General features: G+C 72.0%; 23 protein-coding genes. 11 read left to right on the forward strand and 12 right to left on the reverse strand.

Annotated elements, in window-relative coordinates; genetic code table 11:
- Positions 1-222: 222 nt before the first annotated feature.
- From ACIQIB_RS33975 to ACIQIB_RS33985, 3 genes are all read left to right on the forward strand, one after another.
- Positions 223-1,050: a hypothetical protein gene (locus ACIQIB_RS33975; RefSeq protein ID WP_400762743.1), complete on the forward strand. Its 828-nt coding sequence runs from the start codon at positions 223-225 to the stop codon at positions 1,048-1,050.
- A 145-nt stretch (positions 1,051-1,195) separates the two neighbouring features.
- Positions 1,196-1,741, forward strand: coding sequence for an NUDIX hydrolase (locus tag ACIQIB_RS33980; RefSeq protein ID WP_400762745.1), 546 nt, complete (start codon positions 1,196-1,198; stop codon positions 1,739-1,741).
- Positions 1,742-2,104: 363 nt separating this feature from the next.
- Positions 2,105-3,310, forward strand: coding sequence for an MFS transporter (locus ACIQIB_RS33985; RefSeq protein ID WP_400762746.1), 1,206 nt, complete (start codon positions 2,105-2,107; stop codon positions 3,308-3,310).
- Here ACIQIB_RS33985 and ACIQIB_RS33990 read toward each other — a convergent pair.
- The 5 genes from ACIQIB_RS33990 to ACIQIB_RS34010 form a co-directional block, all read right to left on the reverse strand.
- Entirely contained in the window at positions 3,223-4,608 is a 1,386-nt protein-coding gene (locus ACIQIB_RS33990) for a TfuA-like protein (protein ID WP_400762748.1), read from the reverse strand. The two genes, ACIQIB_RS33985 and ACIQIB_RS33990, sit on opposite strands and share 88 nt — an antisense overlap.
- Positions 4,605-5,777 carry a YcaO-like family protein gene (locus tag ACIQIB_RS33995; RefSeq protein WP_400762750.1) on the reverse strand — a complete coding sequence of 391 codons (1,173 nt, stop codon included), beginning with the start codon at positions 5,775-5,777 and terminating at the stop codon, positions 4,605-4,607. The genes ACIQIB_RS33990 and ACIQIB_RS33995 overlap by 4 nt, the downstream gene beginning before the upstream one ends.
- A 111-nt stretch (positions 5,778-5,888) precedes the next feature.
- A complete protein-coding gene (locus ACIQIB_RS34000) occupies positions 5,889-6,047 on the reverse strand; it encodes a hypothetical protein (protein ID WP_266328455.1) in 159 nt (52 codons plus the stop codon).
- 29 nt (positions 6,048-6,076) lie between these two features.
- Complete coding sequence (locus ACIQIB_RS34005; RefSeq protein WP_400762752.1) at positions 6,077-6,697, reverse strand: hypothetical protein; 621 nt, start codon at positions 6,695-6,697, stop codon at positions 6,077-6,079.
- On the reverse strand, positions 6,697-7,335 hold the full coding sequence (locus tag ACIQIB_RS34010; RefSeq protein WP_400762753.1) for a hypothetical protein: 639 nt from the start codon (positions 7,333-7,335) through the stop codon (positions 6,697-6,699). Before ACIQIB_RS34010 ends, ACIQIB_RS34005 begins: the two co-directional genes overlap by 1 nt.
- A 177-nt stretch (positions 7,336-7,512) precedes the next feature.
- On the opposite strand from ACIQIB_RS34010, the gene ACIQIB_RS34015 reads away from it, so the two are divergent.
- Both ACIQIB_RS34015 and ACIQIB_RS34020 read left to right on the forward strand, forming a co-directional pair.
- The gene (locus ACIQIB_RS34015) at positions 7,513-8,859 is read left to right on the forward strand and encodes a tetratricopeptide repeat protein (RefSeq protein WP_400762755.1); all 1,347 of its coding nucleotides are present in this window, start codon (positions 7,513-7,515) and stop codon (positions 8,857-8,859) included.
- A gap of 204 nt (positions 8,860-9,063) precedes the next feature.
- Positions 9,064-9,870 carry an HAD hydrolase family protein gene (locus tag ACIQIB_RS34020; RefSeq protein WP_400762757.1) on the forward strand — a complete coding sequence of 269 codons (807 nt, stop codon included), beginning with the start codon at positions 9,064-9,066 and terminating at the stop codon, positions 9,868-9,870.
- A gap of 22 nt (positions 9,871-9,892) precedes the next feature.
- Here ACIQIB_RS34020 and ACIQIB_RS34025 read toward each other — a convergent pair whose 3' ends face one another.
- Complete coding sequence (locus tag ACIQIB_RS34025; protein WP_400762759.1) at positions 9,893-10,465, reverse strand: maleylpyruvate isomerase N-terminal domain-containing protein; 573 nt, start codon at positions 10,463-10,465, stop codon at positions 9,893-9,895.
- Between the two features lie 56 nt (positions 10,466-10,521).
- Positions 10,522-11,373 carry a toll/interleukin-1 receptor domain-containing protein gene (locus ACIQIB_RS34030; RefSeq protein ID WP_400762761.1) on the reverse strand — a complete coding sequence of 284 codons (852 nt, stop codon included), beginning with the start codon at positions 11,371-11,373 and terminating at the stop codon, positions 10,522-10,524.
- A gap of 256 nt (positions 11,374-11,629) precedes the next feature.
- Here ACIQIB_RS34030 and ACIQIB_RS34035 point away from each other — a divergent pair, with 256 nt between their 5' ends.
- Complete coding sequence (locus tag ACIQIB_RS34035; protein ID WP_363614733.1) at positions 11,630-12,277, forward strand: NAD(P)H-binding protein; 648 nt, start codon at positions 11,630-11,632, stop codon at positions 12,275-12,277.
- 108 nt (positions 12,278-12,385) lie between these two features.
- On the opposite strand, the gene ACIQIB_RS34040 is transcribed toward ACIQIB_RS34035, so the two are convergent.
- Complete coding sequence (locus tag ACIQIB_RS34040; protein WP_400762763.1) at positions 12,386-13,168, reverse strand: dioxygenase; 783 nt, start codon at positions 13,166-13,168, stop codon at positions 12,386-12,388.
- 158 nt (positions 13,169-13,326) lie between these two features.
- On the opposite strand from ACIQIB_RS34040, the gene ACIQIB_RS34045 reads away from it, so the two are divergent.
- From ACIQIB_RS34045 to ACIQIB_RS34060, 4 genes are all read left to right on the forward strand, one after another.
- A complete protein-coding gene (locus ACIQIB_RS34045; RefSeq protein WP_363614758.1) occupies positions 13,327-13,794 on the forward strand; it encodes a MarR family transcriptional regulator in 468 nt (155 codons plus the stop codon).
- A gap of 161 nt (positions 13,795-13,955) precedes the next feature.
- Positions 13,956-14,402 (forward strand): hypothetical protein, encoded by a 447-nt coding sequence (locus ACIQIB_RS34050; RefSeq protein ID WP_400762765.1) that lies wholly within the window; start codon positions 13,956-13,958, stop codon positions 14,400-14,402.
- A 98-nt stretch (positions 14,403-14,500) separates the two neighbouring features.
- On the forward strand, positions 14,501-15,064 hold the full coding sequence (locus ACIQIB_RS34055; RefSeq protein ID WP_400762766.1) for a molybdopterin-dependent oxidoreductase: 564 nt from the start codon (positions 14,501-14,503) through the stop codon (positions 15,062-15,064).
- A 124-nt stretch (positions 15,065-15,188) separates the two neighbouring features.
- Positions 15,189-15,554 carry a nuclear transport factor 2 family protein gene (locus ACIQIB_RS34060; RefSeq protein WP_363614725.1) on the forward strand — a complete coding sequence of 122 codons (366 nt, stop codon included), beginning with the start codon at positions 15,189-15,191 and terminating at the stop codon, positions 15,552-15,554.
- A gap of 27 nt (positions 15,555-15,581) precedes the next feature.
- On the opposite strand, the gene ACIQIB_RS34065 is transcribed toward ACIQIB_RS34060, so the two are convergent.
- Positions 15,582-16,580 carry a hypothetical protein gene (locus ACIQIB_RS34065; protein WP_400762768.1) on the reverse strand — a complete coding sequence of 333 codons (999 nt, stop codon included), beginning with the start codon at positions 16,578-16,580 and terminating at the stop codon, positions 15,582-15,584.
- A gap of 152 nt (positions 16,581-16,732) precedes the next feature.
- A complete protein-coding gene (locus tag ACIQIB_RS34070; protein ID WP_400762770.1) occupies positions 16,733-17,860 on the reverse strand; it encodes a hypothetical protein in 1,128 nt (375 codons plus the stop codon).
- A gap of 86 nt (positions 17,861-17,946) precedes the next feature.
- Here ACIQIB_RS34070 and ACIQIB_RS34075 point away from each other — a divergent pair, with 86 nt between their 5' ends.
- Positions 17,947-18,474 carry a GNAT family protein gene (locus tag ACIQIB_RS34075; RefSeq protein WP_363614719.1) on the forward strand — a complete coding sequence of 176 codons (528 nt, stop codon included), beginning with the start codon at positions 17,947-17,949 and terminating at the stop codon, positions 18,472-18,474.
- Between the two features lie 106 nt (positions 18,475-18,580).
- Here ACIQIB_RS34075 and ACIQIB_RS34080 read toward each other — a convergent pair whose 3' ends face one another.
- Positions 18,581-19,225, reverse strand: coding sequence for a LysE family translocator (locus tag ACIQIB_RS34080; RefSeq protein ID WP_400762772.1), 645 nt, complete (start codon positions 19,223-19,225; stop codon positions 18,581-18,583).
- 63 nt (positions 19,226-19,288) lie between these two features.
- On the reverse strand, positions 19,289-20,299 hold the full coding sequence (locus ACIQIB_RS34085) for a LacI family DNA-binding transcriptional regulator (protein ID WP_363614715.1): 1,011 nt from the start codon (positions 20,297-20,299) through the stop codon (positions 19,289-19,291).
- Positions 20,300-20,516 lie beyond the last annotated feature (217 nt).

Here is a 20,516-nt window from a genome sequence, read left to right on the forward strand (position 1 = left end):
AAACTCCCCGAAGTACACCCGGGATACGATGACACCCGCCACTGACATCACCGGCTCGATCACAAGATCAGCGCCAGAGCCCGTAATTCCCCAGGCTGTCATCCCGTCGTTCCGGAGGGGTGTCCGGAGGCCGGCGTGCCTAAAGCGGCCCGAACTACCGCCCTGAGCGGAGGCCACGCGAATTCACATGACAGCTGCGGCCGGCTCCGCGATCATTGACCGATGGCCACAGAACCGGACATTCTCAGCCTGAGCATCATCTGCCCACCGCCCGGCGAGGGCGGTGTGGAGGTCCGCCCGATCGTCAATGGCCGGGATCTCCTGGCCGACATATCCCCCCGTGGCGGGGAAGGAGGCCCCTGGTACGTGGGAGGAAGCCCCCGGCGTCTGTTGGGCCCGGCCAGGCCGTTGCATACCACTGCGACGCCCCACGAGGTTCTCCTCGCTCGATCCGGGTGCGGCCTGGAGTGCTGCTGTGGTGCTCTGTACGTGACGGTCAGGTGCGACGAGGAGCACGTCGTCTGGGCAGGCTGGCGCGACCCGGCCAATCAGGACCTCGGCCTGCCGGAACTCCGGTTCACCGCGGGCCAGTACGAGGCCGCGGTCCTGCGAGCCGAAGAGGACCGCAGCTGGGAGTGGCCGGCAGGAACGGTTGCGACGCTGCTTGAGGCGGGGCTGAGGGACCGCGAGGACTGGCTCGTCAGGTGGGACTGCGAGTTGGAAGCCGTCTGGACCTCCCGCGAGGAACCCGATCGAATCCACCTCGTTCTGAGGCACCCCCGTAACCGGGCCGATACGGATCTGCCCTGGATCCAGTTCGGGACGACCCTCCCGATCTCCGCGGACGACCCGTCGGACCAGGCCGAGCACCTTGAAGCGTGGCTGACCGTAGGCGATCCCCGTGCCACCGCCGAGGTCTGGGGAGCTTCGCAGCCCGAGGAACTGGGCTACCCATGGCCGGCCGAGCCGCTGTTCATGGGAACGGCAGGGCGAGGCGAGGTCAGGCCCCTCCCGCCCTTGGGCACCCACTCGCAACCGCCATCCCCGTGAGGACCGTGACCGTGCGGGTGGGGAATCACGTAATGCTGATCATGTAGATCGTGGGGAAAGGCGTGACCACCGACACCGCAACCGCAAGAAGCTCGGTCCCGTGGCGGGCGCCCCCGCCCAGGCCGGGGGCCGTACAGTCCTGGCCATGACGACCGACACCACCGCCGCGTCGTGGCGCGAGATCGAACGCACCACCGTCTTCAGCAAGTTCGGCCGGTCCGTCGACCGCGTCGTCTTCGAACTGCCCGACGGCAGGACGGAGGAGTTCTACCTGAAGAGCGAGCGCCCGGCCGGAGCGGTGCTCGCCCTCACCACCGATCAACGCGTCATCCTCGCCCGCCAGTACCGGCCCGGCCCCAGCCGCGTCCTGTCCGAGCTGCCCGGCGGCTTCCTCGAACCCGGGGAGCAGGCGGCCGACGCCGTCGCCCGGGAACTGCTGGAGGAGACCGGCTACCAGGGCGAGGTCCGGGCGGTCGGGCCGTACTGGCACGACGCGTACTCCGACACCCGCCGGTTCGCCTTCGTCGCCATCGGCTGCACCAAGGTCGCCGAGCCGACCCCCGAACGCACCGAGTTCATCGACGTCGTCACCGTCGGCCTGGAGGAGTTCCGCACCCGCGTGCTCCGCATGGGCGAGATGACCGACACCGCCGCGGCCTACCTCGCCCTGGACCACCTCCGGCTCCTGTAGCCCCTGGCGTCCGCGCGGCCGGGTGTCCGGCTGTCGAGTGGCACGGCCGCACAGGGTGGGTGCGTGCCGGATGGTGCCATCTCAACGGCTGTTCGCGGTGGGGAAGTTATCGCTTCGAGGTGCGTCCTGGTGCGTCGGCGACAGACGATCTTCTGGTTGCTCTAGAGTCGGTGCGAGCTTCCCGGTGGCGCCCCCCGCTGCCGGGATTTCGTGTTCTCTGGGCGGAGTTGGATCTTGCGAAACGTGCGTCTGCCGGACCGGGAAGCGCTGGGATCTGTCCCACGGATCGGCTGGGGGGCCCGCGTCCGGGGGGCAGGGGCGCCGCTGGCGATCAGGCCTTACCGGCTGCACTTCACCGCCCGTTTGCTGTCGTGGACCGGGTCGGCGGTCTCGCCGATCGGCCTGGCGTTCGCGGTGCTGCACATCGACGGGGGCGCCAGCGCGCTCGGGCTGGTGCTGGCGGCCGGCGTTGCGCCGCAGATCCTGCTGCTGCTGGTGGGTGGCGTCGTGGCGGACCGGCTCTCCCGGGCCCGGGTCATGGTGTGGTCCAACATCGTCTGCGCAGTGGCGGAAGCGCTGGCCGTCGTGCTGCTGTGGGCCGGGGCCGCCCGGGTGTGGCACCTGGTCGCGATGTCGGCGGCTTGCGGGGCCGCGTCGGCGTTTTTCAATCCGGCGGCCGGCGGCATCGTGGTGGAGGTCGTGCCCGCCGAGATGCGGCACGCGGCGAACGCGCTGCTCAAGATCGGGCAGAACACGGTGAAGGTGGCGGGACCCGCGCTGGGTGGTGTGATGGTCGCGGCCTTCGGGCCGAGCTGGGTGATCGGGTGGGACGCGCTCACCTTCGCAGCCTCGGCGGTGCTCTTCGCGCGGATCGACCTCAGCGCGGGTCCGGTGAAGCTGAAGGCCCGCTTCACCGCCGACCTGCGCGAGGGCTGGGACGACTTCCGTTCCCGGCGCTGGCTGTGGGTGATGGTCAGCCAGTCCGCTCTGGTCGTGCCGGTGTGGTTGGCCGGCTATCAGCTGCTCGGCCCGGTCTACGGGGCCCGGTTCCTGGGCGGTGCGGCGCCCTGGGGCACGGTTGTGTCCGGGTTCACCGCCGGGCTGGTGGCCGGCGCCGCCGTCGCGCTGATGTGGAAGCCCCGTCTGGTCGGGCGGATGGTGTGCCTGGGCACCGGGACGATGGCGCTTCCGCTGGCCGCGATGGCGCTCGCCGCCCCGTTGCCGGTTCTTGTCCTGGCGACCGCGGTGGCCGGTACGGGGCTGGCGATCAGCATGACCGTGTGGGCGTCCCTGGTGCAGGAGCGCATCCCGGCGGACCGGCTGAGCCGGACCACGTCGTACTCGACGCTCGGCCAGATCCTGCCGGTTCCCCTCGGGTACCTCCTCGCGGGGCCGGCCTCCCACGCCTTCGGAGTCCGCTCCACCCTCGCCGCCGGCGCCCTGGTGATCGCGGCGGCCGCCGTCGTGCCGCTGGCGCTCCGTCAGGTGCGCCGGCTCTCGCTGGCCGCCGCCGACGAGGTGACGGCAGCGGGCGGTGAGCTCGTCCCCGCGGCCCGGGCGCCGAGGTAGAAGGCACGGGCGACCTCGATGGCGCCCGCGAAGTCCCGGAACGCTCGGTCGCGGGCCGCCGCGTCCAGCACCTCCCGCTCGGCGTCCGCCTCCAGGTTCCAGCGGGCCGCCAGGTGCCGGCCGATCCGGTCCGGGTCCAGGTGGGCGGGGCTGCGGCGGGCATCTCCGGCTTCGACGGCCGCGTTCAGCGCGAACGCGGCGGCGACCGCTGAGGTGGTCGGCAGGCCCGCGTCGATCAGCTCTCCGGCCTCGGCGCGGGTGGACGGCCACAGCGACCAGGCGCCGTCCAGGCGGGCCGAGCGCACCATCAGGCGAAGCAGCACCTCGCCGGGCTCCAGGCCCCGGATCTCCTCGGGGGTGAGCCAGAACGCCAGCTGCTGCCGCGACATCCCCGCGGTGTCCACTCCCTCGGCGGCGGCGACCCGCAGCGCGGCGCTTTCCAGATCCGCCGCCCCGGTCGCGTTCCGCCGGGCGACGGCGGCCAGGACCCGCGCCCGCCACCGGCCCGCGAAGTGCGGGTCGTACAGCTGCTGGTGCTGGAGCACCGCGAGGAACGGCGCCGTGCCGGTGTCCTTGCCGGGGCGGAAGGTCGCGGCCCAGTACCGCACGAAGCTGGTCCGCCACGGCTCCTCGACCCACGCCCCGGCGCCGGTCACCGGCGGGAGGCCAGCCGCGACCAGGGCGAGCGCGCGCTCGGCGTCCTCCCGTTTGAGGTCGTACGGGTGGGTGCGGCGCCAGACCTCCACCCTCTCGAACGCCTTGGTGGCGCCAGCCGCGCGGGCACCGTGGCCCAGGGCCGGCCACGAGCGGCGGGTGTAGGGCAGGGCCCGGGCGAGGCCTTCGAGGGTGCGCGCGTCGTCCGTACTGATCAGACCGGCCTGCGAGCAGCGGGTGAACGCGGTCCGCAGGTTCACCAGCGCCTCGGCGAGCGGTCGGCCGTCGGGGGTGTGCAGGACGGCCACCTCGTCGTCGGCGTCCAGGACCCCGGCTCGCAGCTGGTCGAAGACGGTGCCGACGCCGGTCATGCCGTAGGGGGCAAGCTCGGCGGCGCGAAGAGCGCCCATGCTCGCGGCGCCGACCACGCGCACGCCCTCGGCCAGCAGCAGCAGGATCTCCTTGTGCCGCACGGGCGCGCTCTGGTGCCACAGCCCGTCGATGATCAGGACAATGTCGCCGTGGCCGGCGTCGAGCCGCAGCAGGTCGCCGTGCCGAACCGGCGGATGGCACGCCGCGCCCGGGACGAGTTCGCGGACGCGGGCGGCCGGCAGGGTGGGGCCGGCGAAGACGTGGACTCTCACGTGGCGACCTCCGAAGCCGGGCGGGGGATGATGTGCCGGGCGTCGTAGCGCAGGTGAGGCGCCAGGACCTTGACCACCGCGAACTCCTCGCGCTCGTGCGGGCCCCAGGTCAGGTCGACGACCAGGGGGTGAACGCCGGTGGTGTGGGCGACGAGCGTGGCCAGGTGTCCCGCCTCGCCGTCGTCGGTGGCGAAGCCGACGACGTAGCGGCAGGCGACCGTCGCCCAGTTGGTGACTGGTCCCGGGGTGGGGGTGGGGCCGCGGTGCCCGGTGGCGCGGTAGGCAGCCGGGTGGATGTCCTCGCGGCTGCCGGTGATCTGTGTGAGCCTCGACTGTGCGGCCTCCGTGATCGCCCGCGACAGGGCGACATGCGGGTCCAGATGGGCGCCGGATCCGGAGACCAGCAGCGCGGGCTGGTCCTCGCGCCACAGGTAGCAGGCCATGACCGGGACGCCGAACCGGTTGGGCAGATGCCACAGCTCCAGCCAGACCCGGGCCGCCCGCACCCGGGCGATCAGGTCCGCGCAGTGCGGGTCCTCGACGGTCGCCGGGTCGATCAGCTGAGCGGGCCACGGCCGGCCGGGGCTGGTGAGGTCGCTGATCGTGTCGCGCTCGATCACCTCGCACAGGCCGTGCACGACGGCCTCGGCGCGGGTGTTGCCGGAGGCCAGGCCGTTGGTCGAGGCGCTGGGCAGGTGCAGACGCCACTGGTCGTGGACCTCCCGGCCCAGGCCCACGCACGCGGCCGGCACCGGCACGGGGGTGTCGTCGACGGCCGAGCGGGCGGTGATCCAGTCCAGGACGGTGCGGGATGTCAGCAGCGAGCCGGGGTGCGACTCCAGAGCGGTGACCGGGTAGGGCAGGCCCATCTCCCGGGCCGGCGCGCGCACCGACGGGGCGGGAACGGTGCGTTCGCCGTGCCATGCCTCGATCGCCTCCATCGCCCCGGACACCCGGGCCGCGTCCAGCGTGGCGCCCTTGCCCTGGGCGACCGAGAGGGTCCGGGCCAGGGGCCGCACCGCCATGGTCACCGGGATGGCGAGGTCGTCCAGGCCGGTCACGTCGGCGACGCGGGTGATCCCGTACGTCGTCAGCAGCGGGCGGATTCGGGTCCAGGTCTGTGCGGGGTGGCGGGTGCGGTGGGTGCCGTCGAAGAACGCCTTGCGCATGCTGCTGCCCTTCCTCCTCAGGATGGCGAAGCCCGGCCGCCGGACACCCAGGTCATGGGCGGTGCCCGGCGGCCGGGCGATCAGCTACTCAACTACCGGCTGCCGGCCGCCTCAGACGGTGGGCAGCTCGTAGGTGTGGGTGTCGGGGAAGGCGGAGTCGGGCACGGCCGGGTCGCCGCCGGAGTTCTGCGGCATGTTGCCCTCGGCGTGGAGCTCGGCCACGAAGTCCGCCGGGTCGACGACGACCCCGGGGGTGGTGATGTCGGGCATGTGCGTTCCTCCTTGAGCTGGACGGGCTGCTACACCGAGAGGTTGGTGAAGCAGATGGTGATCAGTACCTCGCGCGACGCGGTATCGAGCGGGGTACGCCAGTGGGGGATCCGACTGCCGTCGAATCCGGTCAGCACCCGTTGGCGGATCGGGAACAGCCCGCCGCCGTCTGGGTAGGGGGTGTCGGCGAGGCGGCCGGCGACCTGCTCGGTGGTCAGATACCGCAGGTTGGGCAGCCAACCCATCGCGCCGAGACCCGGGGTGAGGCCGCAGCTGAAAGTGATCTCGCACTTCCCGTCGTCCCGGTGGACGTGCATGTAGTCGCCGGGCGCGTAGTACTTCAGGCCGAAGCGGATCGGAGTCATCCGCCGGTGACCGGTCGCCTCGCCAGCCACGTCCGCCAGCGCCTTCGACATCGCCAGCGAGCTGAGCGCGGCACCGCCGGTGTGGACCCTGCAGCGCTGCGGGGAGGTGATCGAGCCATCCCGCATCGCCAGCAGCCCGGGGCGTTGGTTGTGACGCACCACCGCGTACGGCTCGCACCGCTCGGCCTCGGCCGCGATCTCCTCCCACAGGCCCGCGTCCAGGATGTCGCTCGGCACCGGGGCCCGGCCTTCCGCCAGCCAGGTCTGACGTAACGTCACCGCCATCACAGGTCCATGAACGACATGGTGACCAGCAGGCCCATCGGCAGCCTGAGCCGCGGACGCCAGTGCGGGACGTGGTAGCCGGCGAACGCCCGCACGCTGCCGTTGCCGTACGGGTGCGCGAGCGCCTGGAAGCCCTCCCCCTCGGGGAAGATGCCGTGCTCGGCGACGACCTCCCCCAGGAAGTCCGGGTGCGCGTTGCGCAGGTGCGGCGCCCAGCCCATTGCCGGCAGGTCCTCGGTGAGCGCGATCCCCACCGTCACCGTGGACTTCACCGAGTCGGTGTGGATGCCCTGGAAGTCGCCCTCCCGGTAGAGGACCACCGCGCCGCCGCGCGGCACCAGGCGCGCGATGCCGGTCGCCTCGCGCAGCCGGGCCAGCAGCACCTTGTCGTAGGCCAGGGCCTCCAGCACCGGCCCGGGCGGGACGAAGCCGCAGTGGACCGGCGAGGCGAACGAGCCGTCCCGGTGCGAGCTGGTGTGGTCGTGCACGTGCGGGGTGACCAGTTCTAGGCGCCCGCGCGACTCCTCGAACAGGGCCTGGAAGCGGTCCGGCGCCAGCACGCCGGGCAGCAGGGCCGTCCCGTTCTCCTCCCAGGCCGCGCGAGCCGGGAGCCGTTCCGCGAGCGCTTCGGTGTCCATCGTCCCCTCCGGATCTCTCGTCTCGGACAGCCGCCCGGTGCCTCGGCCAGGCAGGGGCCCGGCGATTCCCGATCGCCCCGTGCAGCTGACGATGAGTCAACAGCCGGTCACGACCCGCATCTACGGCTCGCGCGGGGGCTACGGTTGAAATCCTTGAATTCCGGGGGAAGGCGACTCATGTCCGACCGCGCCCGCAACACAGCCCTCCAGAACCTCATCCGTGAGACCGGCTGGAACAACGGCCAGTTCGCCCGCGCGGTCAACGCGGTGGGCACCGAGATGCACCTGGGGCTCAAGTACGACGACACCGCGGTCTGCCACTGGCTGACCGGCACCACCCCGCGGGCCAGGGTCCAGCCGGCGATCCTCGAAGCCCTCAGCCGCAAGCTCGACCGGACCATCACCAGCTCCGTCGCGGGCTTCAGACCGACCACCCTGGTGGCGGCTGGCCAGCCGGATACCTCGACCGCCCTCATTGAGCTCTGGAGAGCAGACATGGACCCCTCCCGCAGGACGGTGCTCGGCGCCGTCGGCCTCTACTCGGTTGCCCTGGCCGTCCCCGGCTGGCAGGACGTCATAGGCCGTGCCCGGCACGCTCGCCAGGCCAGGACCCGTATCGGGGCGAACGAGGTTGCCACCGTCACCGCCATGTCCGAGCGCCTCTCCCAGATGGACGACGAGTTCGGGGGCCGCCTGGCCCGCCCGCTCGCAGCCGCGTTCCTGGGCAGCACCGTCGCCCGCTATCTGGAGTGCGACGCCTCCGAGGCCACGAAGAAGGCGATGTGCTCGGCCGCCGCCGACCTGGCCTACCTGACCGGCTGGATGGCCGTCGACGAAGGCCAACACGGGCTCGCCCAGCAGTACTACACCCAGGCGCTGAACCTCGCCGGAGCCGCCGAGGATCACCTGACGTATTGCACGGCACTGCGCGGCATGAGCGTCCAGGCGGTCGGACTGGGACACGGCCGCAAAGCCCAGCAGTACGCCGACGCCGCAGCGGAGGCCGCCCCGGCGGCCGGCCCGAGAATGCGGGCCTTCCTCGTCGGCCAGCAGGCCCACGCCTCAGCCGCCGTCGGTGAGCAGCACACCGCCCTGCGTCAACTCGCCGAAGCGGAGTCAGCGCTCGACAAGGCAACGTCGGGATCGGTGTACGTCGCCGGCTACCACCCTGCAGCCCTGCACTACCACGCCAGCCATGTCCTGTTCGAGCTGCGCGACCTCGGCGGCTCCATCATCGCGATGCAGGAGTCCAACCGCCACCGCCCGCCCACCGAACGCCGCGCACGAGCCCTCTCCACCGCCCTCCTCGCGGAACGCCAGTTTGCCTTCGGCCACCTCGAAGCCGCCTGCGCCACCTGGAACACCTTCCTCGACGACTACCAGCACGTCAGCTCCGCGCGCTGCGACGACCACTTCGCCTCCCTGCGGCACTGTGCTGCCCAGCACCGCGGCAACAGGATCGCCCGCGCGCTGGGCGAGAGGGCACGAACGCTGGCACCCACCGCCGACCGCCGTCCCATCTGAGCGACCATGTCGATACCTTGGACCCGCCTGGTAGTCGCGGCAGGTGAAAGCCCACCTCACCGGGCGCCCCGGACGGGCATCCTGGGGTGATGAACCGACGATGACCCCGACACCGCTTCCGCGGTCTGCCACCGTTCGTTGCCGTTGCCGCGGATCGGACACCTCTGCCTTCGGGCGTACACGGTCGTTGTATAGGATCCTGCGATGTTCAACCTTCGCGCGCGCACCGTGGTTTTCGATATCGACGGCACACTCTGCTTCGACGGACGGACGATCGATGACCGGATTCTCGCGGCGATCGACGAGTGCCGGCAGGCCGGCTTTCACGCGGTTTTCGCGTCCGCCCGGCCGGTCCGGGATCTTCTGCCCGTGCTCGACGGGGCCTTCCCGTCCGCGACGCTGATCGGCGGGAACGGAAGTCTCGTCTCGGTCGACGGTCAGGTCCGGGCTCGGGCCGCGTTCGATTCCGCCACGCTCGGCGCGCTGATGGACGCGGTCGAGCGGTACGGAGCGACCTACCTCGCGGACGGGCCCTGGGACTACGCGTACACCGGGCCGGCGGACCACCCGATCCGGGGCCGTGTCGATCAGGGAAACCTCGCGAACAGGGTGGACATCGCCGAGCTTCCCGAGGTCGTGAAGTTCCTCGTTGTCGGCACGGCGGACACGGCGGACACGGCGGACATGGCGGAACTCGCCGAGGCCGGCCGAGGGCTGGGGCTGACGGTCAACCATCACCTCGATGAGGGGATCATCGACTTCGCGCCGGGTTCGACGACGAAGTGGGAAGCCCTGAAGTGGATGGGGCTCAGCGAGTACGTCGCGTTCGGCAACGACATCAACGACTTCGATCTCCTGCGGAACGCGGAGCGGGCAGTGCGCGTCGGCTCGCACCCGGGTCTGGACGAGGTCGCGCAGGTCACCGTCGCGGCCGACCCGGAGGCGCTCGCGGCCGAGATCTCACTGCTGGCCGAGGCGGCCCGGACCAGCCTCCCGGCGACGGCACTCTGAAACCCCGCCCCGCCCCCGGTCACTAGGAGACCAAGGCCACCCGCCAGGTCCACGAGGCCTTGCGCGGGCGGCCGTTCAGCTCTCCCCGCCCGGTGCACCAGAGCAGGACGTCGGCCGGTTCGCCCGGCGGCGCGTCGGGGAACAGCCGGGCCAGCACCGCGGCGCAGAGCCCGGCCGGCGGCTGCCAGGGCAGGCCGAGGCCGAGGGTGATGTCGTGGGTGTGCAGCAGGGTCTCGGCCACGCCCATCGCGGCGAAGCCGGGCGGGTCGCAGGGGCCGTGGTGCCAGGCCCGCAGCCCGGGCGGGGCCGCGTCCAGGGCGGTGGCCAGCAGGTGGGCGCAGGCCGTGACGACCGCCAGCACCTCGCCGGGGTCGGCCTGTTCGCGGACGGTGAGGTCGAACGGCAGATACCGGTCGGTGGGCCGCGCGGCGAGCTGGCCGGCGTAGGCGAGCAGGTCGTGCGCGACATGGGCGGCCGTCTCCCGGCAGCTCCACTCCAGCAGTCCGGCCGGGGCCTCCCAGCCCGGCCCGGCGGTGTGCGGGCCGAGGGTCCGTAGCAGTTCGGCCAGGGCCGCGCGTACATCGTCACCGTTCATCACATCGCTCCTCTGCCCAGGGCGGCCCGCATCATGCGGGCGATCCCGGTTCGGCGCTACCCCACGATCTCCCCGTCGCAGTCGGACCCGCAGCGCCCGAGGTGGTCGACGCACCTGTACCGCAGACAGCCGGTGCAGATCCTGAGGTTCTCCATCGACCAGCTCTCGCGGTGGCAGGAGCAGAGCGTCCTTTCGCGGAGCCAGGCGTCCCAACCGGCATCTCCGCCGATGGCCGCGTAGCACCAGGCCACGTACTCGGCGACGACCGCGTCCTGCAGATCGCTTCGCCGTTTGGCTCCCCGGTGCCGGTCCAGCGGGGTCAGGAACCAGCAGTAGAGCGCGAAGAAGACCTTCCCGTTGACCAGCCAGTCCGCACCCCGGCCGCTCTTCTCCCAGGCCCGGGCCAGCTGTCCGACGCGCTCCCCGAACGGGCGCGAGGTGTCCATGACGACCGGATTCCCGCTCTGTGGCGGGGGCTTCCTGATTCCGGAGAGCAGGCCGACCAGGGTCGACACCCCGTTGTCCCAGTCGGCGGAGAGGTCCAGCCACTGGAGGTCGCGGAGGGTTTCCCCGCCCCCGATCGTCCGGTCGGGGATGTCATGGGCGGAGAGCTTCAGCGGAATGAACCAGGCCCGGTCGGCCGGATACTTCCGCAACTCGTCGATGGCGAGCACCAGCTCTTCGTTCATGTACGACTTCGACCGCTCGGCATAGTGGGAGGAGAAGCACGCCAGGAAGAACGCCCCCTGCTCGATGGCCGACCTGATCGAGTTGCGCCACCGCGCGCCGGGCCGGATGGAGTCACGGTCCAGCCACACCTCGACGCCGCTCTGCCGTACGGCGGCGACAAGCCTGTTCACCGTTGGTGAATCCTCGCTGACATACGAGACAAAAGCATGTCCAGCCATTTCCGAACTCTCTTCTTCCGCCCGGACGACGTGGGGACTCCGTCCGGGCGCACCGCGCGATGAGCCGGTCGCCTGCGGCGGTTGCCCCTACTGCTTATCGTCAGTCTGACACAAGGTAGCTGATTCCACATCAGTTCCGAAGGGGTGGAGGGGAGTCCGTGCACGACCGCCGCCCGCGTGTCCACTCCGTCCGGCCGCGCGCCGGGTGCTACTGCTGGTGGGTATCCCCGGAACCACCCGAGAAGGCAGGTATCCCATGGCCAGAATCGCCGTGATCGGCGCCAACGGCACCATCGGCAGCGCCATCGTCGCGGAGGCGGTCGCGCGCGGACACCAGGTGACGGCCGTCGTCCGCGACCCGGCCCGCTACCAGGGCACGGCGAGGGCGGTCGTCCAGGGCGACGTCCTGAAGCCCGAGGACGTGGCCCGGGTCGCGGCCGGCCAGGACGTCCTGGTGAGCGCCGTCGGCGGCGGCGACGGTCCGGGCCACGTGGCGCTGGTCGAGCCGGCCGCCCGGGCGCTGGTCGAGGGCCTGCGGGCGCTCGGCGGCGAGGCGCCCAGGCTGATCGCGGTCGGCGGCGCGGGCAGCCTGGAGACCGCGCCGGGCGTCAAGGTCTGGGACGCCCCCGGCCTGCCGGACTGGCTGCTGCAGATCATGCACGCCCACGGCGCGGCCCAGGAGTACTTCTCGGGCGTCTCGGACGTCCGCTGGACCACGCTCAGCCCGGCCGCCGAGATCGGGCCGGGCGAGCGGAGCGGCCGCTACCACACCGGCCTGGACCAGCTGCTCACCGACTCCGACGGCAAGAGCTGGATCTCGGTGCCGGACTATGCGGCCGCCCTGGTCGACGAGATCGAGCAGCCCGAGCACATCGGCGAGCGCTTCACCTGCTGTGCCGCGTGAGCGCCGCCGGCCACGGCTGAGCGCACGAAGCTGAGCGCACGAAGCTGAACGCCCGCGGCTGAACGCCCGCTGCGTCGTCCGAACACCGCGGCCCGCCCCCGGCCGGCCTCAGCCCAGCTGGACCGAGCGCTTCGCGAGCCCCATCCAGAACCCGTCGATCACGCTGCGCTGGCTGCCGAGGTCGGCCTCGCCGGCGCCGAGGGTGACGAACAGCGGCGCGAAGTGCTCGGTGCGGGGGTGGGCGAGCCGCCCGGCCGGGGCCTTCTGCTCGAAGTCGAGCAGCGCGTCCAGGTCCTGGGCCTCCAGGGCGCGCCGGCCCCAGTCGTCGAACTCGGCCATCACCGAGGTCACCCGGCCGTCGGAGCTGAGCGCCCGCAGGTTGTGGGTGAAGAAGCCGCTGCCGACGATCAGCACGCCCTCGTCGCGCAGCGGGGCGAGCAGGCGGCCGATCTCCATCAGTCGCTGCGGGTCAAGGGTGGGCAGGGAGACCTGGAGGACGGGGACGTCCGCCTCCGGGAACATCTCCACCAGCGGGACGTACGCGCCGTGGTCCAGGCCGCGGTCCGGGATGTCCTGGACGGGCGTGCCGGGGGCGCGCAGCAGCTTGCGCACGCGTTCGGCGAGCTCCGGTGCGCCGGGGGCGGCGTACTGGACCCGGTAGTAGTGCTCGGGGAAGCCCCAGAAGTCGTAGACCAGCGGCACGGTGGTGACGGCGCCGAGCGCGAGCGGCGCCTCCTCCCAGTGCGCGGAGACCATCAGGATCGCCTTCGGGCGCGGCAGTTCGGCGGACCAGGTGGCCAGCTCGCCGGGCCAGATCGGGTCGTCGGCGAGTGGCGGCGCGCCGTGCGAGAGGTAGAGGGCGGGCATGCGCTCGGGGGCCGCGGTGCTCATGGGCGTCTTCCTCTGGTTCCTCAGGTTGGTCCTGGTGTCGACGGGTGGACCCCGTGAAGCGGGCAATCCCAAAGTAGTTCAATTTTGAACCTCGACACGTCGACCGTACACCTTCGTTCGAATTTGAACAACAGGAGTACGCTTCCTCCATGCCCTCCTTGAACGAACCCCGCTGGCTGGACCAGGACGAGATGGCCGCCTGGCGGGGCTTCGTCGCCGCGAGCAACCTCCTCAACCGCCGGCTGGAACGCCAGCTCAAGGAGGACTCCGGCCTCTCCCACACCCAGTACGAGATCCTGGTGCACCTGTCCGGAGCCCCGGCCGGTTCGCTGCGGATGACCGAGCTGGCGGAGAAGCTGATCACCTCCAAGAGCGGCCTGACCTACCAGGTCACCCAGCTGGAGCGGATGGGCCTGGTCGGCCGCCGGTCCTGTCCGAGCGACGTGCGCGGTGTCTTCGCCGAGCTGACCGACCAGGGCCGGGAGGCGCTGCGGCAGGCCGCGCCCGGGCATGTCGCCCTGGTTCGCGAACTGCTGATCGACGTGCTCAGCCGTGAGCAACTCGCCGTCCTGGCCGAGGGGCTGGGCGAGGTCAGCGCCCGTCTACGGCTCGACGACCGGGCGTGACCGGGCCCGCGGCCGGGTGGCGGCCGCCCCGAATTCCTTTCGGGAGGCTTCCGGCCCCTCTGTCGCCCGGCCACCCCGACCGTGATCGAATATCGCCGAACAGCGTGACGGCCTGGGGCCGGAGGGGTGGGGGAGTGTTCGGCGAGATTCTGTTTGAGCTGGTGACGGCTCTGTTCGTTCCGAATCTGGGCGGCGGACGACGTAAGCGCGAGCGGGACAGGGTGGCCTTCCACAAGGGGGAGACGGTGACGTTCGAGGGCCTTGTCATCGGTGAGTCGCCGTACTGCCGTCCGTCCTACGGCTTTCTGCACGCCTCCCGCACCTCGCTCTGCACCTCGCCCACCAAGGAGGTCGAGACGCTGCGCCGGCCCCTGCCGCTGGACCGGCTGGAGCTGGTCAGGGTGCGCCGTCGGCAGAAGTCGGATCCGCGAGGCATCCGGCCGTACTTCGAGGTCGCCGAGTGCCGGGACGGCGGGGCGGAGGTCCTGATCGTCTGCGCCCCGGAGCACATGGCGTACGTCCGAGAAGCCCTCGGAGGCGGGTTCGGTGGATCATTGATCTCGCACCTGCTGGGCGGGCGGGCGATCTGTCATCGCGCATACTGCTGAAAGAGTGCCCTTGAGGTCGCATCTGCGAATGCTGCTGCTCGCCCTCGGGTAGTCACTCTCCCGGGTCGCACCGGCGCGGCCCGGGAGGAGCGCGCCGTATGAGCCGCCAGTCGAGCCCCCTGCCGAGGTCCCAGTCGAGCCCCGTGTCGAGCCCGCCGCCGGTCCCCGGTCGGGGCGGGCCGCCCGCCACCGTCCGGCTGCACGGTCACCTCGACCGGCCCGCCGACCTGACCGTCGACCAGCTGCGCGCCCTGCCCGCGCACCGGGTCGAGGTCGTTTTCGACTGCCTGACCGGGGGCGAGCAGCGCCACGGCTACGAAGGTCCCGCCCTCTGGGACGTCCTGCGCGCCGCCGGCCCCCGGATCGACTTCACCGGCCGCAAACAGCGGCTCCGCTACCTGCTGGCGGTCAGCGGCGCGGACGGCCACCGTGCCGTCGTCTCCTGGGCCGAGATCGACCCGGACTTCGGTGGCCAGCGTATCCTGCTGGCCACCAGCATGGACGGCACCCCACTGGACACCTCCGGCCCGCAGCTGGTCGTCCCGGCCGACCGCTGCGGCGCCCGCTACGTCAGCGGGGTCACCGCCGTCTGGCTCGGCCCGCTCGACCCGCTCGGCCCGCTCGGCGAACCGGGCGTGATCGCCGGGCCCGCGTCCGGCTGACACGCGCCCCCGGGGCCCGCGCCGTGCGGGTCCTGTACGGCACCCCCCAACTGGGCTCTGCCGCCCGCCGCTTGTGCGCGACCCCGGCGTGGCGCCTGACGGCGACTCGGGGAAGATGGGCCCCATGAGCATCGATCTCGCCTTCGCGCAGCGCTTCGCCCGGGAGTGGGCCGCCGACTGGAACTCCCGCGACCTGGAGCGCATCCTCGCCCACTACACCGACGACGTGGTCTTCGCCTCGCCCAGGATCGTCCAGTTCATCGGCGATGCCTCGGGTGAGGTGCGCGGCAAGGACGCCCTTCGCGCGTACTGGGCCAAGGGCCTGGAACTCCTGCCCGACCTCCACTTCACCCTGGAGGACGTCCGGGCCTCGGTCGACACCGTCGTGATCAACTACCGCAACGAGCGCGGCCAGGCGGTTGCCGAGGTGCTGACCTTCCGGGACGGACTGGTCTGCCGGGGCCTCGGCGCCTACGGACCGGAGGCCTGACCGGGCTCGCTGCGGGGGTGTTCCGGGTCAGCCCGCAGTCGCCGTGCGGACCTCGGCCACCAGGGCGCGCCAGTCCACCCGTCGGGGCGTTCCGTCGGCCGTGGCGCGGTCCGCGCGGCTGTCCGTTCGGGCGGCGGTCCGTGCGGCCGCGCGGGTGGTGGCCGCCTCGGTGCGGCAGGCCCGGCACCGCCGTTCGCCGCTCACGGGGCGGAAGGCCCGCTCGCAGCCGTGACAGGTGGCCAGCCCCGTCGGCGGCTCGGCGGGAGCGGCCGGCTCCCCGGGCATCTTGCCCTCCAGCCGCCACCGCAGCAGCGCCGCAGGTGACTTGACCCGCGCAGGGAGCCCGGCCGTGAGCGCTTCGTGCAGCGCGGCCGAACTCACGCCCCTGGCCAGCCACTCGGCCGCCAGTGGCGCCAACGTCCGCGCCTCGCGCGCCCCGAGCAGCAGGCGGGGATCGCTGCGCCGCAGCTCCAGCAGCACCCGTTCGGCCGCCGCCAGCTTCGGCGCCGTGGCCGTAGGGGTCGCCGTGCGCTCCAACTCCTCCTCCGTGCCGGTGGTTTCGGACGGGACCGGGAGGGGGGAAGTGTTCTCCCCGGGTGTTACCTCAGGGAGGTCGGTGCCGGAGGCCCGACCGTCCGCCGCGCCGCACGTTCGTTTCCCGGCACCCGGGCGCCGGTCGCGGCGGTCGTGGAAGTGCTCGCCGAACAGCCGCTGCGCCTCCGCCGCGCTCAACGGCACGCTCGACACCAGCGATTCGGTCCGCATCTGCCCGGCCGGGTCGCGCCACTTGGTGGTGTGCAGCAGTCCGGCGCGGGCGAGTTGGCGGCGCGCCCGGTCCGAGGTGATGCGCCCGCCGGTGAGGCCGGCGGTCAGCGCCGTCACCGTCGTGGTCCGGGCTTTCGCCGAACCCAACGCCAGTGCTCGGACAAGCAGTCGAAACGCGGAGTCCGACAACTCCTCGTCCCACACCAGCGCGTTGGCAATCTGCGTGAAGTCGCGCGACGGCGCGATAGCATGCAACAGCATCGTCAGTGGCCTTTTCCCACTTGGCGGATGAAGAGCCCGGCCAGGTGCGCTAACACGTGGCCGGGCTCGCCCCATTCTTCGGGGGCGACCCGTTTCTGGCGGTCACGGTACACCCAAATGACGCCCCGTCAACACGCTGCGCATTGAAACGATTACCCGCTGTGGTGATGATTTGTGTCCTTGACCGGCCGCAGCTCCGGCGCCAGCGGCTCCGCCTTCGACAGCTTCACCGCCGTCCCGCGTGCCAGGTCGAACGCCGCCACCGGGTCGTTCTCCTCCGCCCACGGATGGCAGCCGCACCACGGGCCGATCGCCCGGAACTGCTCCAGCGCCACGTCGTACAGTTCGGCCTTGCCGCTGTAGTGCGCGAGCAGGTGCCGGAGCGCCGGCAGCCGCTCGTCGTCCGCCGGGACCAGCGCCAGCGCGCCCGCGACCGCCCTCAGCCGCCGCTGCGTCGACTCGGCGGTCAGCATCGAACCGACGGTCTTGCGCTCCTCCCGCTCGGCGAGCGCGTGCAGATAGATCCCGGCCAGCGGACTGCCCTCCGGCGCCCCGTCCATGGCGCGCTCGGCGAAGGCCATCATCTGCTTGTCGGAACCGAACCACTTGGCGCACCAGTACTGCATGGCCTGCCAGTGCCCCTGGTAGTGGTGCGGGGCCCGCTCGACCAGCCCGCTCCAGAGCGGCTCGAACTGCTCCGGCTGGTACCGCGCGCCGCGCGCCGCCGTCACCATGACCACCCACGGACCCGGGTTCTCCGGAGCCAGCAGCGTGGCCCGGCGCGCCGCCTCGATCGCGGCGGGCAGCAGCTCCCGGAACTTCGCCATGTCCGCCGCGGGCACCTCGTGGGCGTACGCGGAGCCCCGGATCGCCCACGCGGTGTGCACCAGGTGGCTGGCCTCCACGGTGGCGGCGTCGCAGTTGCCCGGGTCGGCCGAGCGCCAGGCCGTCAGCCAGGCGTCGTCCTCCTTGGCGATCGCCCCGAGCAGCTCCAGCCGCGACCACCGCTCGTCCCAGTCCCGCCCCGCGGCCTCGACGAACGCGGCGGCCGGCCGCCAGTCCCCGCCCCAGGCCGCGTCGGCTATCGCCTGCGACTCCTTGCGGCGGTGAACGGGCAGCGGCGGCCCGGCCCGGCGCGGGTCGAGCCGTTCGCGCGGGGCCAGCCCGTACGCGGCCGCGTCGAACTGGGTCTGCGCCCAGTCCGCCGCCTTGGACTGACGGGTTTTCTTGAGCGCGAAGAAGACGAGAACGGCCACGAGAAGGACCAGAAGATGTGTCACGAGGAAGCATCATCCCTGGTCGGAAGGGGTGAGGGCAACGTAAAAACGACTCGCCCGACGGCCTTTTCCGTGGAAACATGCCCTATATGGGGACGATTCTGCACGGCGCCCGCGTCACTCTCCGTCCGGCCACCACGGACGACATTCCGGCCCTCGCGGCCATCCGCGCCGCACCCGAGGTCTACGAGCGCTGGCGCGGGGGCGACGACCTCGCGGACGCCGTCGCCTCGGACCTCCAGGAGAGCGACACCGAGAGCCTCGCGATCGAGCTCGACGGCCGCGTCGTCGGCGCCATCCAGTGGTACGCCAACAACGACGACGAGTACCGCCACGCGGGCATGGACATCTACCTCGACCCGGCCACCCACGGCCGCGGCCTCGGTGCCGACGCCGTCCGCACCCTCGCCCGCCACCTGGTGGACGACCTCCACTACCACCGCCTGATCATCGACCCGGCCGCCGACAACCAGGCCGCGATCCGCTGCTACGCGAAGGTCGGCTTCCGCCCGGTGGGCACGATGCGCCAGTACGAACGCGGCCCGGACGGGACGTGGCACGACAATCTGCTGATGGACCTGCTGGCCGACGAGCTCGTCGATGAACCCCGTCCGTGAGTGGACGGTGCCCGGGCAGGCGGCTCCGGTGAAGCCGAGCGTGTAACAGAGCACTGAGAGGTGGGAGTTGGCGGTTCTTATTCCTCGCCTCTACACCACTGCACCTCTACGCGCTTTCGACCGCTGTGCCGATCCCGAGCGCCAACAGCACGCCGCCCGTGGTCCGTTCGAGCGCCCGGTGCACGCGCGGACGCCGCAGCCAGGTGAGCGCCCGGGTGGTGACGACCGCCACCGTCAGCAGCCACGCCCCGGCGATCACGGCGTCCACCACGCCGAACAGCATCGTGGTGGCGAACCCGGCGTTCCCGTCCGACAGGAACTGCGGCACCACGGCGACGAAGAACACGCCGACCTTGGGGTTGAGGAGACAGCTCAGCAGCCCCTGCCGGAACGCCCGCGCGGCGGTGGGTGCCGGGGTAGGCGCTGACGTGGGCGCGGCGTCCGCCGGTGTCCCGTCCGTGCTCTTCCCCGGCCGGTACCGCCAGAGCGCCTGCGCCCCCAGGAACACCAGATACGCCGCCCCGGCCAACCGGACCACGGTGAACGCGGTGTCCCACCGCTGCAGCACCGCGGCCAGCCCCAGTGCGGCGAACATCGCCCAGACCAGCGACCCGGCCGCCGAGCCGAGGGCGGTCGCGGCACCGGAGGCCCGGCCACCGCGCATGCAGTTGCGCAGCACCAGCAGGGTGTCCGGGCCGGGGGCGATCGTGATCAGCAACGCGAAGAGCGCGAAACCGGCCAGAGCCGTCATGGGGGGCTCCTTCTTCTTCTCGTTCCTCTTGTCCTGCTCGGCTCGTTCAGCTGCTCGTCTCGTTCAGCAGCCGCAGGACCGCCGGACCACCAGGCGCGCCGGGAACATCCGCGCACCCGCCTGACCCTCCTGCGGCTCCTTGCCCAGCACCAGATCGACGGCGGCCCGCGCCATCTCGTCCTGCGCGGTGGCGACGGTGGTCAGCGCCGGCCCCGCGATGACGGCCTCCGCGATGTCGTCGAACCCGGCCACCGCCAGATCCTCCGGCACCCGGATCCCCAGATCGTCGGCGGCCCGCAGCAACCCGATCGCCTGGTCGTCCGTCGCGCAGAACACGGCGGACGGCCGGTCGGGCCGCGCCAGCAGCACCAGCGCCTCGGCATGGGCCCGCACCCGGTCGAACGGCGCCGACGTCAGCCGCCCCTCCGTCGCCAGCCCGGCCTCCGCGAGCGCCGCCGCCCACCCGGCGGTCCGGCCGGTCACCGGATCGTTCGGGCTCAGCGCCAACGTCCCGCCGAAGCAGTGCACCTCCGCGTGCCCGTGCCCCAGCAGATGCCGCACGACCTCCCGGGCCCCGCCCTCGTCGTCCGCCACCACGGCAACGCCGCTCTCGGTCTCCGCCCGGTGATGCAGCAGCACCACCGGAGTTTCGTTCCCCGCCCCGAGCCCGGCCACCCCGGGCACCGCCGGATCCTGCGTGACCAGGATCAGCCCGTCCACCTGCATACCGAGGAACGCCCGGATGTAGTGCGCCTCCCGCTCGTCCACATAGTCCGAGTTCCCGATTAGCAACAACCGCCCCCGCGCCGCGGCCGCCTGCTCCACCATGTGCGCCAGCCCGGCGAAGAACGGCTGCCGCGCATCCGGCACCACCATCCCGATCAGGTTCGTCCGCCGCCGCGCCATCGCCTGCGCGACCCCGTTCGGCCGGTACCCCAACTCCTCGACCGCCGCCAGCACCCGCGCCCGCGTCGCGGCAGCGACGGGCCGCGGCCCATTGTTGATCACATAACTCACAACCGCGGTAGACGTCCCCGCCACCCTCGCCACATCGTCCCGCGTCACCCTCGCCATGCCCGCGAGCCTACACACCACCCCTGACAGGCCGATTCGCTGTCCATAACGGGCCGGAGGAGCCCCGCCGGGGCGGGGAAGCAGGCCAGGGCCATCACGACGAGGCCGGCGATGATGGGACCAACCCCGCACGCGCGGGGAGCAGTCTTGCTGACCTGGGACTTTAGCTGGCCGACTGCCCGGGCCGTGCAACTTTCAGCGAAACGGACATACCGCC

Source organism: Kitasatospora sp. NPDC092286, assembly GCF_044755565.1.
In the GTDB taxonomy this organism is placed as follows: Bacteria; Actinomycetota; Actinomycetes; order Streptomycetales; family Streptomycetaceae; genus Kitasatospora.